15 protein-coding genes are annotated in these 16959 nt (G+C 70.5%); 9 read left to right on the forward strand and 6 right to left on the reverse strand.

What is annotated here, in order from left to right; translation table 11 throughout:
* Positions 1-62 precede the first annotated feature (62 nt).
* The 7 genes from JYK02_RS25320 to JYK02_RS25350 all read left to right on the forward strand — a co-directional run bounded on the left by JYK02_RS25320 (position 63) and on the right by JYK02_RS25350 (position 8626).
* Entirely contained in the window at positions 63-890 is an 828-nt protein-coding gene (locus tag JYK02_RS25320; protein WP_207054688.1) for a 2,3,4,5-tetrahydropyridine-2,6-dicarboxylate N-succinyltransferase, read from the forward strand.
* An 83-nt stretch (positions 891-973) separates the two neighbouring features.
* Entirely contained in the window at positions 974-1606 is a 633-nt protein-coding gene (locus tag JYK02_RS25325) for a cupin domain-containing protein (protein ID WP_207054690.1), read from the forward strand.
* A gap of 45 nt (positions 1607-1651) precedes the next feature.
* A complete protein-coding gene (gene dapE, locus JYK02_RS25330; RefSeq protein WP_207054692.1) occupies positions 1652-2740 on the forward strand; it encodes a succinyl-diaminopimelate desuccinylase in 1089 nt (362 codons plus the stop codon).
* Between the two features lie 161 nt (positions 2741-2901).
* Entirely contained in the window at positions 2902-3297 is a 396-nt protein-coding gene (locus tag JYK02_RS25335; RefSeq protein ID WP_207054707.1) for a hypothetical protein, read from the forward strand.
* 190 nt (positions 3298-3487) lie between these two features.
* Entirely contained in the window at positions 3488-5746 is a 2259-nt protein-coding gene (locus JYK02_RS25340; protein WP_207054710.1) for a family 2 encapsulin nanocompartment cargo protein terpene cyclase, read from the forward strand.
* A gap of 54 nt (positions 5747-5800) precedes the next feature.
* A complete protein-coding gene (locus JYK02_RS25345) occupies positions 5801-7198 on the forward strand; it encodes a family 2B encapsulin nanocompartment shell protein (RefSeq protein WP_207054712.1) in 1398 nt (465 codons plus the stop codon).
* Positions 7199-7225: 27 nt separating this feature from the next.
* Positions 7226-8626 (forward strand): family 2B encapsulin nanocompartment shell protein, encoded by a 1401-nt coding sequence (locus JYK02_RS25350; RefSeq protein ID WP_207054714.1) that lies wholly within the window; start codon positions 7226-7228, stop codon positions 8624-8626.
* Between the two features lie 63 nt (positions 8627-8689).
* Here the strand turns inward: JYK02_RS25350 and JYK02_RS25355 are convergent, their stop codons facing one another.
* The 3 genes from JYK02_RS25355 to JYK02_RS25365 are packed head-to-tail and all read right to left on the reverse strand — an operon-like array spanning position 8690 to position 11538.
* Positions 8690-9673: a hypothetical protein gene (locus JYK02_RS25355; protein WP_207054716.1), complete on the reverse strand. Its 984-nt coding sequence runs from the start codon at positions 9671-9673 to the stop codon at positions 8690-8692.
* Positions 9670-11181 carry an FAD-binding protein gene (locus JYK02_RS25360; protein ID WP_207054718.1) on the reverse strand — a complete coding sequence of 504 codons (1512 nt, stop codon included), beginning with the start codon at positions 11179-11181 and terminating at the stop codon, positions 9670-9672. Before JYK02_RS25360 ends, JYK02_RS25355 begins: the two co-directional genes overlap by 4 nt.
* Positions 11182-11184: 3 nt before the next feature.
* Entirely contained in the window at positions 11185-11538 is a 354-nt protein-coding gene (locus JYK02_RS25365) for a hypothetical protein (RefSeq protein ID WP_207054719.1), read from the reverse strand.
* 116 nt (positions 11539-11654) lie between these two features.
* Here JYK02_RS25365 and nrfH point away from each other — a divergent pair, with 116 nt between their 5' ends.
* The gene (gene nrfH, locus JYK02_RS25370) at positions 11655-12173 is read left to right on the forward strand and encodes a cytochrome c nitrite reductase small subunit (RefSeq protein WP_207054720.1); all 519 of its coding nucleotides are present in this window, start codon (positions 11655-11657) and stop codon (positions 12171-12173) included.
* Positions 12170-13567: an ammonia-forming cytochrome c nitrite reductase subunit c552 gene (locus tag JYK02_RS25375; RefSeq protein WP_207054721.1), complete on the forward strand. Its 1398-nt coding sequence runs from the start codon at positions 12170-12172 to the stop codon at positions 13565-13567. Before nrfH ends, JYK02_RS25375 begins: the two co-directional genes overlap by 4 nt.
* A gap of 12 nt (positions 13568-13579) precedes the next feature.
* Here the strand turns inward: JYK02_RS25375 and JYK02_RS25380 are convergent, their stop codons facing one another.
* The 3 genes from JYK02_RS25380 to JYK02_RS25390 all read right to left on the reverse strand — a co-directional run bounded on the left by JYK02_RS25380 (position 13580) and on the right by JYK02_RS25390 (position 16899).
* The gene (locus JYK02_RS25380) at positions 13580-15022 is read right to left on the reverse strand and encodes a hypothetical protein (protein WP_207054722.1); all 1443 of its coding nucleotides are present in this window, start codon (positions 15020-15022) and stop codon (positions 13580-13582) included.
* Positions 15023-15331: 309 nt separating this feature from the next.
* The gene (locus tag JYK02_RS25385; RefSeq protein ID WP_347402571.1) at positions 15332-16579 is read right to left on the reverse strand and encodes a hypothetical protein; all 1248 of its coding nucleotides are present in this window, start codon (positions 16577-16579) and stop codon (positions 15332-15334) included.
* An 8-nt stretch (positions 16580-16587) separates the two neighbouring features.
* Positions 16588-16899: a 4a-hydroxytetrahydrobiopterin dehydratase gene (locus JYK02_RS25390; protein ID WP_207054724.1), complete on the reverse strand. Its 312-nt coding sequence runs from the start codon at positions 16897-16899 to the stop codon at positions 16588-16590.
* Between the last annotated feature and the right edge of the window lie 60 nt (positions 16900-16959).

Genomic DNA, 16959 nt, shown 5'->3' on the forward strand with positions numbered 1-16959 from the left:
GCGTCGGACGGTGGACACTCAGGAGCGGCGCGGGCCGCTGAAGTGTGATTCAACGTCGCGTCATGGCGACATCCCTCGAAGAGCTCTCCCAGCGGGTGTCCGCGGCGTTCGCGGACCGGGCGAAACTGAAGGACGCGGACACCGTGGCGGCGGTGCGCGAGACGCTGGCGCGGCTGGATGCCGGTGAGCTGCGCGTCGCGGAGAAGGGCCCGGAGGGCTGGCGGGTCAACGCCTGGGTGAAGGAGGCCATCCTCCTGTTCTTCGCCGTGTCGGAGATGCAGGTGATGGAGGTGGGCCCCTTCGAGTTCCACGACAAGGTGCCCCTGAAGAAGGGCCTGGACGCGGCGGGGGTGCGCGTGGTGCCCCCGGGCACCGTGCGCTACGGCGCCTTCGTGGAGCGGGGCGCGGTGGTGATGCCCGGGTACGTGAACATCGGCGCGCGGGTGGGCGCGGGCACCATGGTGGACACCTGGGCCACCGTGGGGTCGTGCGCGCAGGTGGGCCGCCATGTCCACCTGTCGGGCGGCGTGGGCCTGGGCGGCGTCCTTGAGCCGCCTTCCGCGTCGCCGGTCATCATCGAGGACGGCGCCTTCCTGGGCAGCCGCTCCATCGTGGTGGAGGGCGTGGTGGTGGAGGAGGAGGCGGTGCTGGGCGCCAACGTGGTGCTGACCGCGTCCACGCAGATCATCGACGTCACCGGCCCCCAGGAGGTCGTCCACAAGGGGCGCGTGCCGGCCCGCAGCGTGGTGATTCCGGGCATGCGGGAGAAGCAGTTCCCCGCCGGGAAGTACATGGTCCCGTGCGCGCTCATCATCGGGCAGCGCAAGGCGTCCACGGACCAGAAGACCAGCCTCAACGCGGCCCTGCGGGACTTCGCCGTCGCGGTGTGAGACAGCGAAAATCCGCCACTGGCGCGGACGCGTATAGATGTTTACGCGACGTGATACGTCCGTAACGTTCGTCTCAGGAGCGCATGGAACACCTCGACGACATCCTCCCCGAGTACCTGCTCGGGACCCTGGAGCCGGCCCGGCGCGACGCCGTGGCCCGGCACCTGGACGGCTGTGCGCGCTGCCGGGCGGAGCTGGCCCGGCTGACGCCCGCCGTGGATGCGCTGGGGGCGCTCCTGCCGCCGGTGACGCCTCCGCCCGAGGGGCTCACGCGGCTGATGGGCCAGATGGAGGGCCCCGGCCGCTTCGCCCGCTGGGCCGGGAAGGTGGCCGCGTTCCTGGACGTGACGGAAGGCCGGGCCCGCGAGCTCTTGGAGTCCATGGCGGATTCCAACAACTGGATGCCCGGCCCGGTGGAGGGCGTGGAGCTGATGCCCGTGGAGACGGGGCCCGGGCGCGAGGGGATGATGGCCGCCGTCGTGCGCCTCATGCCCGGCGTCCGCTACCCGCGCCACGCGCACCTGGGCCGCGAGTGGAACCTGGTGCTGGAGGGCGGCTTCCGCGAGGACACCGGCCACGAGGTGTGGCCCGGCGACGAGCTGGAGAAGACGGACGGCTCGCTGCACGACTTCACCGCGCTGCAGGGCCCCGCGTGCATCTGCTTCACCGTGCTGGACGGCGTCACGTCCTTCGAAGAGCTGGTGGACGGCGCCTGAGGGGACGGTGTGCCGGGCGCGGGCGGGGAGTATGGTGCTCGGCGCATGGCTTCCACCGACCTCGCCTCCCGACTCGCCCAGACCACGCTCGAGCTGTGTCGCATCGAAAGCCCCATTGGCCACGAGGGTCCCATCGCGGACCACGTGGAAGGCTGGGCGCTGAAGCACTTCCGCCGCGAGGAGGTCTTCCGCGTCGGGCACACGCTGCTCCTGGGCTCGCTGGAGGACCCGCGCCCCACGGTGGCGCTCATCGGCCACCTGGACACGGTGCCCATGCACCCCGGGGACGTGGGCCGCGCGCCGCGCATCGAGGGTGAGCGCGTGCACGGCCTGGGCGCGTCCGACATGAAGGGCGGGCTGGCGGTGATGATGGCGCTGGCGGAGGACCTGAAGCGCGACGCGCTGCCCGTCAACGTGGCCTTCCTCTTCTATGAACGCGAGGAGGGCGCCTACGCGGAGAGCGGCCTCATCCCGCTGTACGAGAAGCGCCCGGACCTGTCGCGCGTGAAGTTCGGCATCGCCATGGAGCCCACGGACGGCGTGGTGCAGGTGGGCTGTGTCGGCAGCATGCAGGTGACGGTCCGCTTCACGGGCAAGAGCGCGCACTCGGCGCGGCCGTGGCAGGGGGAGAACGCCATCCACAAGGCGGGCCCGCTGCTCACGGAGCTGTTGGGGCGCGAGCGCGTGGAGGTGAACGTCGCGGGCTTCCCCTTCTATGAAGTCATCAGCGCCACGCTGGCCAAGGGCGGGCGCGCGCGCAACGTGGTGCCGGAGGCGTTCGAGCTGAACCTCAACTACCGCTTCGCGCCGGGCAAGAGCGTGGCGCAGGCGAAGGAGGACGTGCTGGCGCTGGTGGCGGGCCGCGCGGAGGTGGAGTTCACGGACGCGTCCCCCAGCGGGCCGGTGGCCGCGGGCAACCCGCTGTTCCAGCGGCTGATGGCGCTCACGGGGCTGCCCGCCGCGTCGAAGCAGGCGTGGACGGACGTGGCGCGCTTCGGTGAGTGGGGCGTGGACGCGGTGAACTTCGGGCCCGGTGAGACGGCGCAGGCGCACCAGCTCCATGAGAGCGCGCCCATCCCGCCGCTGGCCGTGGCGTACGAGAAGCTGGCCGCGTTCCTCAAGGGCGCGGCGTAGCGAGCGCGGAATGCCGCGCGCTCCGGGGCCGGATTTTCGGCCTCGCGCGCATGTAGCAGTGCACGCATTCGTCAGGTGGCGTGCATCTGCACGGTGGGGCATGCGTGCACTTCTGGCGGATGCGCTTACCCTCCAGGTGTTGTCATCCCTGGAGGCTGTTGATGCACGCCGAGTCGAACATGCAGGACCCGAACGAGACCCCGTCGTCCAACACGATGCAGCCGGTGGGTGAGGCGACGCCCGCCAGGACGTCGCGCCGCCGCTCCTCCGGTGCGCGCAAGGGCGCCCGCAAGGCGTCGTCCCGCCGCACGGGCGCCGCGAAGAAGGCGACCTCCAAGCGCACCACGGCGAAGAAGGCCGCCGGCAAGCGCACCGCGAAGAAGGCCGCGGGCAAGCGCGGCGCCGCGAAGAAGGCCACCGCCAAGCGTGGCGCCCGCAAGGCCCCGGCCCGCCGCGCCGCCGCCGGCCGCACCGCGCGCAAGACGTCCGCGCGCAAGACGCCCGCGCGCAAGACGTCCGCTCGCAAGAGCTCCGCGCGCCGCTCCACGCGCCGCTAACCCGCTCGTGGGGGCGTGGCGGGAATGCCCGCCTCCACCGGGTTCCCGCCAGGGCGGTGGGTGGGTCAAACCCCCATCCCCGCCAGCCCTTATCCGCCGGATTACTCAAGATCCTCCGGTTGGGCGGGTTTGTCGTGGTGTCGGCCATTGGACGTCGGTACAAGCCCTCGGGGTCCAACGAGGGGTCTGAATGTCCAAGGGGCGACAGAAGCAACCGTTCCAGCTGCCGGATTTCTACGTGCCGTGGCCGGCGCGCCTGAACCCGAACCTGGAATCGGCCCGCGCGCACACCAAGGCGTGGTCGTACCAGATGGGCATCCTGGGGCCGCCTCGGGACGGCACGGACCGCGAGGTCTGGTCCGAGCGCCGCTTCGACGGCATGGACTACGCGCTGCTCTGTGCGTACACGCACCCGGAGGCGCCGGGCCCGGAGCTGGACCTCATCACGGACTGGTACGTCTGGGTCTTCTACTTCGACGACCACTTCCTGGAGGTCTTCAAGTACTCGCGCGACGTGAAGGGCGGCCAGGCCTACCTGGACCGGCTGCCGCTGTTCATGCCGCTGGACATGACCCCGCCGCCGGAGCCCGTCAACCCGGTGGAGCGCGCCCTGTGGGACCTGTGGCAGCGCACCGTGCCCTCCATGTCCATGGACTGGCGCCGCCGCTTCTTCGAGAACACCAAGCACCTGCTCGATGAGTCGATGTGGGAGATCGAGAACATCAGCGAGGCGCGCGTCTCCAACCCCATCGAGTACATCGAGATGCGCCGCAAGGTGGGCGGCGCGCCCTGGTCGTCGGACCTGGTGGAGCACGCCGTGGCCGCGGAGATTCCCGCGCGCGTCGTGAAGAGCCGCCCGATGCGCGTCTTCAAGGACACGTTCTCGGACGCGGTGCACCTGCGCAACGACCTGTTCTCCTACGAGCGCGAGCTGGAGGAGGGCGAGCTCTCCAACGGCGTGCTGGTGGTGGAGAGGTTCCTCGACTGCGACACGCAGCGCGCCGCGGACCTGGTCAACGACCTGCTCACGTCGCGGCTCCAGCAGTTCGAGGCCACCTTCGCCACGGAGCTGCCCTGGCTCTTCGCGGAGTACGCGCTCAACCCGGTGGAGCAGGCCCAGGTGCTCACGTACCTGCGCGGCCTCCAGGACTGGCAGTCCGGCGGCCACGAGTGGCACATGCGCTCCAACCGCTACATGAACCAGCACTCGGAGGAGCGCCCGGCGCTGTCCATCCCCATGCCCTCCGGCCTGGGCACCGCCGCGCTGCGCATCCCGCTGACGCCGGGCGGGCTGGGGCTGGGGCCGCGCGCTCGTTCATTGAGCCACGTGCCCCGCCAGCACGTGGGCCCCACGAAGCTGCCGAAGTTCTACACGCCGTACAGCACGTACCTCAGCCCCCACCTGGACCGCGCGCGCAGGAACTCCAAGGACTGGGCGCGGCGGGTGGGCATGCTGGCGGTGGTGCCCGGCGTGGGGTTCTACGTCTGGGACGACCACAAGTTCGACGCGGCGGACGTGGCCCTGTGCGGCGCGTACATCCACCCGGACGCGACCCCGGAGCAGCTGGACCTGACGGCGTGCTGGCTCGTCTGGGGCACCTACGCGGACGACTACTTCCCCATGCTCTACGCGAACACGCGGGACATGGCGGGCGCGAAGCTGTTCACCGCGCGGCTGGGCCAGTTCATGCCAGAGGACGTGGAGGCCGCCAACGCCGCGGTGCCCACCAACCCCGTGGAGCTGGGCCTGGCGGACCTGTGGAAGCGCACCGCCGGCCCGCTGTCGCCGCGTGGCCGCATGCTGTTCCGCAAGGCCATCCAGGACATGACGGACAGCTGGGTGTGGGAGCTGAACAACCAGTTGCTCAACCGCGTGCCGGACCCCGTGGACTACGTGGAGATGCGCCGCAAGACGTTCGGCTCGGACCTCACCATGAGCCTGTCGCGCCTCTCCAAGGGCGACGCGGTGCCGGAGGACGTCTTCAACACCCGCACGCTGCGCGGCCTGGAGAACTCCGCCGCGGACTACGCGTGCTTCGTCAACGACCTCTTCTCCTACCAGAAGGAGATTGAGTTCGAGGGCGAGCTCAACAACTGCGTCCTCGTCGTCCAGAAGTTCCTGGGCGTGGACAAGGACGAGGCCGTGCGCGTGGTCAACGAGCTGATGACCGCGCGCATGAAGCAGTTCCAGCACCTGGTGGCCAAGGAGCTGCCGGTGGTCATCCGCACCTTCGACCTGGACGCGAAGGCGCAGGAGAAGCTGCACAAGTACGTGGAGCAGCTCCAGCAGTGGATGGCGGGCATCCCCCGGTGGCACGCCGAGGTGGCCCGCTACACGGAAGAAGAGCTGCGCCACGACGCGGCGCCGAAGCTCAAGGCCGGGAACCTCTTCGGCCTGGGCATGTCCGCGGCCCGCGTCGCCGAGCTGTTCCGCTCCGGCAGGTCCTGAGTCCCGCCGCAATCCGAAACCTTTTGAACCCTTAACCTGGAGAAGGTGACCCCCATGTCCAACGACCTGAAGAAGTTCGACGACAACAACCAGAGCCTTGGAACGCAGGCGGCGCGCCAGCTGGCGACGACGACCAAGTCCGAGCCGCAGATGCAGGGCATCTCCTCGCGGTGGCTGCTCAAGCTGCTGCCGTGGGTGCAGGTGTCCGGCGGTACGTACCGCGTCAACCGCCGCATGACCTACGCCGTGGGCGACGGCCGCGTCACCTTCACCAGCACCGGCGCCAAGGTGCAGGTGATTCCCCAGGAGCTGGGCGAGCTGCCCCTCTTGCGCGGCTATGAAGACGTGGACGCGCTCACCGCGCTGGCCAACCGCTTCGTGCAGAAGGAGTACAAGGCCGGTGAGGTCATCACGGAGGCCGGCAAGGAAGCGGACTCCATCGTCCTCATCGCCCACGGCAAGGTGAACCGCATCGGCACCGGCAAGTACGGCGAGCCGCTGGTGCTGGAGACGCTGGCGGACGGCGACCACTACAGCTACCAGGCGCTCTTGGAGTCGCAGGACTACTGGCAGTTCACGGCGAAGGCCGTGACGCCCGTCATCGCGCTCATCCTCCAGCAGTCCGCCTTCGAGGCGGTGGTGGCGCAGGTGCCGTCGCTGCAGAAGCACATCGAGGACTTCAAGGCCCGCTCCAGGAAGAAGCAGGACACGTCCGGCCAGAAGGCCATCGAGCTGGCCGCCGGCCACCACGGTGAGCCCGTGCTGCCCGGCACCTACGTGGACTACGAGACGCACCCGCGCGAGTACGAGCTGGCCGTCGCGCAGACCGTGCTGCAGATCCACACGCGCGTCGCGGACCTCTTCAACGACCCCATGAACCAGACGCAGCAGCAGCTGCGCCTGACCGTGGAGGCGCTGAAGGAGCGCAAGGAGCACGAGCTCGTGAACAACCGCGAGTTCGGCCTGCTGCACAACGCGGACCTGAAGCAGCGCATCCACACCCGCTCCGGCGCGCCGACGCCGGACGACATGGACGAGCTGCTGGCCACGGTGTGGAAGGAGCCGTCGTTCTTCCTGGCCCACCCGCGCGCCATCGCCGCGTTCGGGCAGGAGTGCAACAAGCGCGGCATCTACCCCACCAGCATCGAGATGAACGGGAACCACGTGCCCGCGTGGCGCGGCATCCCCATCGTGTCCTGCAACAAGATCCCCGTCTCCGACACCCGCACCACGTCCATCATGCTGATGCGCGTGGGTGAGAAGAACCAGGGCGTCGTCGGCCTGCACCAGGCGGGCATCCCGGATGAGATCGAGCCCAGCCTCAACGTGCGGTTCATGGGCATCAACGAGAAGGCCATCATGAACTACCTGGTGACGGCGTACTTCTCCGCGGCGGTGCTGACGCCGGACGCGCTGGGCATCCTGGAGAGCGTGGAGCTGGGCCGCTCGTAGTCCCGCTAGCGACCCGGAGATCCTTCCATGGCGAACTCACAGAAAGACGTGGCGGCGCACGAGGGCACCAGCCTGAGCACGGCGGGTGCACGCCAGCTCGCGACGACCACGAAGACGCAGCCGGTGATGCAGGGCATCTCGCCCCGCTACCTGCTGAGCATCCTGCCCTGGGTGCAGGTGTCCGGCGGCACGTACCGCGTGAACCGGCGGCTGACGTACACCGTGGGCGACGACCGGCTGAACTTCAGCAACATCGGCGTCAAGGTGGAGGTCATTGCCCAGGAGCTGCTCAAGCTGCCGCTGATGCGGGGCTTCGAGGACGTGGACGACCTGCTCATCCGCACCCTGGCCGGCCGCTTCATCCAGCAGCACTACAAGGCGGGCGACGTCATCGTGGAGGCGGGCAAGGCCGCCGAGCACGTGATGCTCATCGCCCACGGCAAGGCGCAGAAGCTGACGGCCGGCAAGTACGGCGACCCCGTGGTGCTGGACACGCTGGCGGACGGCGACCACTTCGGTGACCAGGCGGTGGTGGAGTCGAACGACGTGTGGCCCTTCACCGTCAAGGCCGTCACGGCCTGCACGGTGATGGCGCTGCCGCAGGAGGTCTTCGAATCCCTCATCACCCAGTCCCCGGCGCTCAAGGCGCACGTGGAGCGCTACCGGGCCAACCTCAAGAAGCCGCAGGACAAGGCGGGGCAGGCCGCCATCGCGCTGGCCGCCGGTCACCACGGCGAGCCCGTGCTGCCCGGCACCTTCGTGGACTACGAGCTGAAGCCGCGCGAGTACGAGCTGAGCGTGGCGCAGACCATCCTGCGCGTGCACACCCGCGTGTCCGACGTCTTCAACGACCCGATGAACCAGACCGCGGAGCAGCTGCGGCTGACCATCGAGGCGCTGAAGGAGCGCAAGGAGTGGGAGCTCATCAACAACCCGGAGTTCGGCCTGCTGCACAACGCCGACCTCAAGCAGCGCATCAACACGCGCTCGGGTCCGCCGACGCCGGACGACATGGACGAGCTGGTGTCGCGCCGCCGCAAGACGCGCTACTTCCTGGCCCACCCGCGCGCCATCGCGGCGTTCGGCCGGGAGTGCAACAAGCGCGGCCTGTACCCGACGGTGGTGGACGTGGGCGGGGCGAAGTTCCAGGCGTGGCGCGGGGTGCCCATCCTCCCGTGCGACAAGCTGCCCATCAGCCGGGAGAACACCACCTCCATCATCGCCATGCGCACCGGTCAGGACGACCAGGGCGTGGTGGGCCTGCACAACGCCGGCATCCCCGACGAGGTGGAGCCGAGCCTCACCGTGAAGCGCATGGCCGTGAACGACCAGGCCATCACCAACTACCTGGTCAGCACCTACTACTCCGCCGCCGTGCTCGTCCCGGACGCGCTGGGCGTGCTGGAGAACGTGGCGCTGGGCGGCTGAGCGTCTTCACGCCGTGAAGTCTGGACGGGCCCGGTGCATGCGTGCGCCGGGCCCGTTCGTCTTTCAGCGGCACTGCGCGAAGTACCAGCGCAGCTGGAGCTGGGCCCGGAGCACCTGGCCGGACGCGGTGGTGAGGGACGCGAGGGCGCTGGTGCAGCCGGGCAGCTTCACGTCGATGGCGGCGCCCGGGTGGAAGCGATTATCGGCGCCGTCGAAGGCCAGCTCCGCGCGCAGGTCCGCCACGGAGGTCTTGCGCTGCACGGCCAGCCCGGAGCGCAGCGCCCTGCTGCTGCGGAACAGGTCCAGCGCCTGCATCGTCGCGAGCGCGTCGAAGCGCCGGCCCAGCGCGGCCTGCCCGGTCAGCCAGAAGGTGTGCCGCGTGTCGTGGAGCCCGTCGCCGGTGAGGGCGGCGCCTTCCGCTCGGGCGGAGACGCCCCAGCCGGCGGAGACCTGGATGTCTCCGCTCCGGGAGCGCATCTGTCTTTCGGCCTGGTCGAAGACGGCGGACAGGTCCACGCCCCGCCGGGACACGTCCTCGTCCGAGTCCGCGGGCGGTGGGATGCCGTGGCGCTCCAGCTCCTGCGCGACCCGTTCGGGCAGGTCGGAGTTGAGCACGGGGTCGTGCGGATCATGGAACGTCGTCCGCAGGCCCAGGCCCACGCGCCACGCGCCCGTGCCGTCCAGGTCCGGCAGCGCGGCCGCGGACACCGTCGTCTTCGTCAGCACCCGCATCAGCCGGCCGGCCAGCGAGTTGGAGCGGTAGCTGCCCAGGCTCCGGATGCCACCGCCCAGGAGGAAGTAGGGCGCGACGTCCAGGGCCAGCCCCGGACGGAAGTCACCCGGCGCCGCCGACGCCAGCACCGTGGCCATCACCGGCTTGGGCGCCGCGCCGAGCAGCACGCGCAGCGGTGCCTCGTCCAGCGCCACCAGGGCCGGGGACTCCGGCACGTCCACGTCGAGCACGTAGCGATAGAGATGGATGTTGTCGCTCGCGCCCGCGCTCGCGGTCGTCGAGGCGAGCAGCGCGCCGAGCAGGAGCCCCTTCACGCGAGTCCCAGGCCGCGGAGGTAGTCATTGGCGAAGGCCGCGCGCAGCTCCGGCGTGGGGAGCAGCGTGCGGCGAGCTTCGAGCCAGGCGTTGACGTGTGCCTCGCCGTACCGGCCTCGCACCGCGGGGCCGTCCAGCTCGTGGAACTTGCCCCAGTGGTACGTGTGCGGGATGGAGGACTTCGCGAGCTGCTGCCAGACGCGGCGGTTGTAGGACTTCGTGCGGGTGGACGCTGTTCCGTCGATGTCGAGGATGCACGTCATGGGCGCGTGCTGGGTGAACGCCAGCGTGGCCCGGGAGGGCAGGGTGTAGCGCAGTCCGAACAGCCCGGGGAACGGCTGTGCGCGGTTGATGGCGAGGGCCAGCTCCACGGTCTCGCGCACCCGGCCGAGCGGAACGGCCACCGCGCTGCCCCAGGCCTTGCCTCGCGTGGTCGTGTCGGTGAACAGCTCGCCGTGCGTCCCGCAGACGTTTTCGTATTCCGTGTAGAAGCGGTCCATCAGCCGCGACAGCAGCGGGATGGTCAGCTCCGAGACCATGTCCGTCAGCACGCCGATGATCTCCAGCCCGTTGTCCCCCTGGGTCAGCTTGCTGCCGGGGCTGGGCGGGGTCGAGCCTTCCGGACACCGCGCGTGCTTGTACATCACCGTGACGAAGACGCCCCGGTCCATGTCGTTGGGGTTGATGACCGCCGTGAAGTGATAGGGCTTGAGCCCCGGCGGGCCCGGCAGCGTGATGCCGGAGAAGTCCAGCTGGTCGAACGCGCGCCACAGCTCCTCGGTGAGCGGCATCCGCCGGCGGTAGGCCTGGAGGTAGTAGAGGTCCACCACCTCCATCAGGACGCCGTGCACCAGGCCGAAGCCGCCCAGGCCCACCAGGGCCGCGTTGAAGAGGGCATCGTCCCGCACGAGCTCCGCGCCCAGCTTCTGGGGAATCTCGTCGTTGATGACCGGCGCGCTGGCCCGCTCCAGCCAGACGTGCCGGTCCGGTGAGACGACGAGGTGCAGGCCCACCACGAAGTCCTGCATGGCGCCGGTCTCCAGGTTGGAGCCATGCGTGCCCGTCCCGATGGCCCCCGCGATGGTCTGCCCGTTGCTGGCGCCCGAGGTGGTCAGGGACTTGCCGATGCGCTTCAGGAAGTGGTTCAGCTCCGCGACGGAGACGCCACACTGCGTGAAGAGGAGGTCCTCCCTCCGGCCGGGATGGGCGGGATGGGTGCGGGGCGCGGGGAAGAGGTAGTTGAGCGGCCGGGTGTTGACGAGGATGCCGCTGGTGGCGGGCGCCTTGGTGAAGGACCAGCCGCCGCCCAGGCCGCGGAGCTCCAGGCGCTGGGTGAGCGCGCGCTGGATGAGCCCCTGCAAGCCCCGCGTGGTGTCGATGTAGCCGGGCACCGTGGACTGGGAGGCATCCTCGTTCCAGACGTCCACCAGCAGCTCCAGCTTCTGGATGTAGCTCTGGTGCCAGTTCTGCCAGCGCTTCTGGCTGCTCTCATGGATGACGGGGGGCATGGCTCAGGGCCCCTCGGCCGTCGCGGGAGGCGCGACGGGGCGCACGCCCAGGTCGCCGGGCGTGGGCTGGGCCTTGGCGCAGCGCCACTCCACCCGCTGCGGCATGGCGAGGCCGAGCGTCAGGACGCTGATGAGCGCGAAGCCCACGTTCGTACTCTGCGTGACTTCCGCCAGCGCCTGGTCCTGGCAGTTGTCCACCCGGGGCCGCTCCTGGACCAGCCCCCAGCCCAGGGACCAGAGGACCTCGCCCTGCGCTTCGGTGGCGCTGGCCCCCGCGGCGCCGGGCGCCTGGACGCGGTAGTGCGCACACGCCGAGCTCAACCCCAGACACAGCAACGCCGCCGCACGCTTGGACATGCTCCCCCCGCCTGTCCCGAGCATGGGCCTTGGGGGAGGGAAGGGGCCACGGGGGCCGCGGTCGCGAACGCATGTTTGGTTCTCCACGCGCAAGCGGATGCGGGTAGGGTGAAGCCGTGCCCACCGCATCCCGCACCTTGCTGGCCGTGACGCTCGGGACCGCCATTGGAGTGGCGGTCGGCGTCGGGGGCTTCACGTTCGCGTACGCGAAGGGGTCGTCCTACCTGCGGGACGACCCGGCCGCTTGCGCCAACTGTCACATCATGAACGAGCAGTACGACGGCTGGCGCAAGAGCAGCCATCACGCGGTGGCCACCTGCAACGACTGCCACACGCCCGCGGGCTTCGTTCCCAAGTACTACACGAAGGCGAGCAACGGCTTCTGGCACTCGTTCTACTTCACCACCGGCACCTTCCCGGACCCCATCCGCCTGCGTCCGGGCAACCGCGTGGTGACGGAGAACGCGTGCCGCAAGTGCCACGCCTCCATCGTGGAGGCCATCGAGACGCCGCCCGCGGGCCACGAGCAGGTGGCCCCCGGCGAGCAGCTCCAGTGCCTCACCTGTCACAACTCCGTGGGTCACCCCGAAGGGTCGGGCAACCCCGAGCTCATCCGTAAGGAGATTGCACGATGACCGAGCCCGAGAAGGCTCCGGAGAAGCGCCGGCGGCTCAGCGGCACCAGGCTCGTGGTCGCGGTCGCCGTCGCGGCGGCGCTGGCCTCGGCGGCCGTCACCGCCCTGCTGGTCAACATCATGGAGCGCAAGCAGGAGGCGAAGAACCCCTTCTACCGGGTGGTGGAGCTGGACGACACCATCACGGACCCCGCCGTGTGGGGGAAGAACTTCCCGCTGCAATACGACGGCTACAAGCGCACGGTGGACCAGAAGCGCACGCGCTACGGCGGCAGCGAGGCGGTGGCGCGCACGCCCACCCAGGCGGACCCCCGCTCGGTGGTGGCGCAGAGCCGGCTGGAGGAGGACCCGCGCCTGGTCACCATGTGGAGCGGCTACGCGTTCGCCAAGGACTTCCGCGAGGAGCGCGGCCACGCGTACATGCTGGATGACCAGGTCTTCACCCAGCGGCAGCAGGTGACGCAGCAGCCGGGCACCTGCATCCACTGCCACGGCAGCGTGTACGTGCCGTACAAGAAGCTGGGGGACGGCGACCTCATCAAGGGCTTCGAGAAGATGAACCAGATGCCCTTCGCGGAGGCGCGCAAGCGGGTGGAGCACCCGGTGTCCTGCATCGACTGCCACGACCCGTCCACGATGCAGCTGCGCGTCACGCGCCCCGGCTTCATCGAGGGCATCGCCGCGCTCAAGGCCAGCCAGGGCGTGCCCGATTTCAAGGTGAACCGGGACGCCACGCGCCAGGAGATGCGCACGTACGTGTGCGGGCAGTGCCACGTCGAGTACTACTTCAAGGGCAAGGAGAAGCGCCTGACGTACCCCTGGGCCAAGGGCATCAACGTGGACCAGATCATGGCGTACTACGACGAGGACGGGCACGCCGACTGGACCCACGCGCTCACCGGCGCCAAGGTCCTCAAGGCGCAGCACCCCGAGTTCGAGATGTACAACCAGGGCATCCACGCGAAGAGCGGCGTGGCGTGCGCGGACTGCCACATGCCCTACCAGCGCGAGGGGGCGATGAAGGTCAGCGACCACCACGTGCGCAGCCCGCTGCTCAACATCAACCGCGCCTGCCAGACGTGCCACAAGTGGAGCGAGGCGGAGCTGCTCCAGCGGGCGGAGACCATCCAGACGCGCACCTTCCAGACGCGCAACATCGCCATGGACGCGCTGGTGGACCTCATCCATGACCTGGAGCGCGCCCAGAAGGCGGGCGCGCCCGAGGAGTCCCTGGCCAAGGCGCGCGACCTGCAGAAGCGCGCCCAGTTCTACCTGGACTTCGTGGAGGCGGAGAACTCCATGGGCTTCCACGCGGACCAGGAGGCGGTGCGCATCCTGAGCAACTCCATCAACTTCTCCCGCCTGGGCCAGAACGCGCTGCGGCCGGAGAAGTAGCCTCGGCGCGGGTCAGTACTTCACGCGCACCAGGAAGACGTCACCGCGCGTGGGCCGCAGCTTGTCCACGCCGAAGTCCGTGACGCGGTCCGTGTAGCCGAACAGGACCGCGTCCCCGTCCGGCATCAGCGTCACCGCCGGCACCGCCTCCACGCCGTACAGCTCGCCGCGTGCCTCCGGCGTCGCGCCCAGGAAGAGGCGCGCGGCCAGCGGCTGGCCCGTGGGGTCGAAGCGCTGGGTGAAGAGCTGCGCGGAGCCCAGGCCGTCCGTGCCCGTGGTGCCGTTCTCCAGCCACGAGTACGTGTAACCCACCACCAGCACCTCGCCGGTGGAGTGGATGGCCACGCCCTGCACGGACGCGTCCACGCCCAAATCCCTCGCCCAGCGCTCGGTGCCGTCCGCGCCCGTCACCACCACGAAGGGGCTGGGGCTGGAGGCGCCCTTCAGCGACGCGCCCGCCCAGCTGAAGCTGCCCTGGAAGTCGCCGCCCGCCACCACGTCCCCGGCGGCGTCGCGACTCACGTCCCGGACGCTGCCCTTCACGCCGGGCCGCACCTTCGCCCAGCCGAGCGCGCCGTTGCCCCGGTACAGCGCCACGAAGGGGCTGCCCGAACCGGACCCCTGCGTGACGTTGGTGCCGAAGCGCACCGTGCCCACGTAGCGCCCCGCCACCGCCACGCTGCCGTCCGCGCCGGGGGAGAGGGACAGGGGCTCCGCGCCCGCGCCCTCGGACTCCGCGTTGCCCACCGCGAAGGCGCGCTCCGCGGTGCCGTCCGCCGCGAACACGGCCACGCCGGCCGCCGCGCCCTTCACCGCGTTGCCCAGGTCCACCGAACCCGGCGCGGTATAGGCCACGTAGAGCCTTCCTTCCGCGTCCGCCGCCACGTCCTTCACGGTCAGCTCGCCGGGCACGCGGTGCGCCCAGAGCGTCGCGCCGTCCGCGGACAGCCGGGCGACGATGGCGCCGTCGCTGAGCTTGCCCGTGCCCAGGTCCACCGTGCCCTGGAGGTTGCCGGCCAGCAGCATCCCGCCCGCGCCGTCCGCCGCGACGCGGGCGTGCACGTCGGCACGCAGCGCTTCGGGCGTGGGGTCCACGCGAACGTCATATGCGTGCGTCCACAGCGTCTGTCCCGCGCCGGAGCGCCGCGTGAGCACCAGCTCCACGGTGTCATCCGTGGGGTTGCGCGCGTCCAGGTCGTCGTAGCCGTGCACCGCGGCGGTGAAGAAGTCGCCGGTGGCGTCCACCGCCAGGTCCAGCGCCAGGTCGTCCTGGGCGGCGCCTTCCTTCGCCATCCACAGCGTGCCCCCGGAGGCGACGGGCACCTCCTCCGGCTCCTTGTCCGGGGGCGGCGGGGTCTCCGGGATGCCATTGCCCGGCGGTGGCGGCTGCGTGCCGCTTCCCGGCGGTGGAACCTCGCCGGGCACCGAGGGCTGCTCCGCGGGGGGACACCCCATCTTCGAATCCTGGCAGGTGTCCGGATCAGGCGTCTCCGCCCCACCTCCGCACCCCCACCCTCCGCCGACCGCGAAACCCAGCACCGTCGCACCCACGACAGTCCGGCGCCATCCCCGCCCCAGATACATGGCATCCCCTCCGTGTACGGCAGGGTTCGCACGCCACCCCACACCGGCAAATCCGGCGCGGGAGGCTGCTCGGCCGCCCGCTGCCAGACGGTGCGCGTGGGGTTCGGGGCGCCGTGGATGGGCGACGCGAGCACCCATCCGGGTCCTCGCGTTTACCCACCCGGCGATCAAAGCCAGACACTACCGCCAGAAGCCGATGGAGACGCCCCAGTTGGAGTAGCGGCTCGCCAGGTCGAACGACGCGGTGATGGCCCAGTCCTCCCAGTAGCGCAGCACGAACAGCTCGAAGCCGCCGGTGAGGTGCGGCCGGGGATTCCGGTCCGGGAAGGGGGACGCCTCCAGCCAGGTGCCCGCGCGCAGGCGCAAGAGGCCCGGGAAGGCGTCCCATTCCGCGCCCAGGCGCGGCTGGAAGGTGGCGGTGTCGCCCACGAACTGCGGCTCGGCGGCCGTGGCGAACGAGCGCGCCGACACCGCGTTGCTCACGCTGGAGATGAGGTCCACCTGCGCGGTGATGAGCCACCGGCCGGCGAGTGCGTCGCGAGGCTCCTCCTCCGGCACCGGCAGTGCGTCCCCGTCCACCTGGAGCTGCCGGCGGGCGGCGGGGGACAGCCGGTTGTAGCGGTGCGCGCCTTCGCCCAGCCGCCAGCTCGCGCCCAGCGACAGCACCGCCGGCGACACCACCGCCGCGTAGACCTGCCGCCCCGCGATGAAGGGGCTCTGGTCGTCGTCGCGGCGCCAGCCCGCCACCACCTCCGGGCGCACCGACACGCCAATGCGGTAGGGCCGCCCGTGCGGACGGAAGAGCATGTCCACCGCGACGCCAGTGTCGCCGTAGCGCCAGGACTCGTCGCCCAGCTCACTGAAGCTGGCCTGCGCGGAGAAGATGCCCAGGGACAGGATGAAGTCGTCCTGGCCGAAGGCGATGGAGCCCGCGAGCACGGACTGGGTGAGGGAGACGCGCAGCTTCTCGCCCTCGCCCCGGCAGCCCAGGGTGATGCAGTAGCCCGTGCGGCTGTTGCGCCACAGGAAGCCGATGCCGAAGCGCTTGTATTGCAGCATCAGCGCGCCCAGGAGCTGGCGGCTGTCCACGGAGTCGTCGGGCAGGCCGTCGTTGTCCACGTCCCGGCGCTTGGTGCCGGTGAAGGGCAGGTCCAGCCAGGACAGGGTGACGCCCAGGTCCCAGTCGCGCTCCAGGGACGGGCTGCGCTGGGCCAGGGCGGACAGGTTGCTGGACACGCCCGCCGCGCCCTCCGCGATGCCCACGTAGGCGCCGCCCAGGCCCACCATGCGCGCCGAACCCAGGAGCGCGCCGGAGTTGAAATACAGACGCTCCGGACGGGGCTCCGTGGGCACGTCGTCCTGGGCCAGGACCGGGAGCGCGGTGAGGGACACCGCCGCGCATGCCAGGGCCGCCAGGGTACCGCGCACGCCGTGAATCACCGGACCGCGGCCCCTTCGGTGAAGAGGCGGTCCGCCTCCGCCGCCAGGGAGGTGTCGCGGGACGTGAGGCCGCCCGCGTCGTGCGTCACCAGCGCCAGCGTCACCTTGCGCCACCGGATGTCGATGTCCGGGTGGTGGTCCGCGGCCTCCGCCGCCTTCGCCACGCGCTCCACGAAGGCGATGCCGTCCAGGAACGAGGGCGCCTCATAGGTGCGGCGGATCATCCCGCCCTCGTGCTTCCAGGCGGGGTGCTGGGTGAGGAAGGTCTGGAGCGCATCCGGGGAGAGCAACGTGCGGTCGTAGGCCATGGCGGCCGTTCTACCCGCTCCCCCGCCCGATGGAAGCCCCGGTGCGTTCAACACACCGGG

It is taken from the genome of Corallococcus macrosporus, assembly GCF_017302985.1.
GTDB classification, from domain to species: Bacteria; Myxococcota; Myxococcia; order Myxococcales; family Myxococcaceae; genus Corallococcus; species Corallococcus macrosporus_A.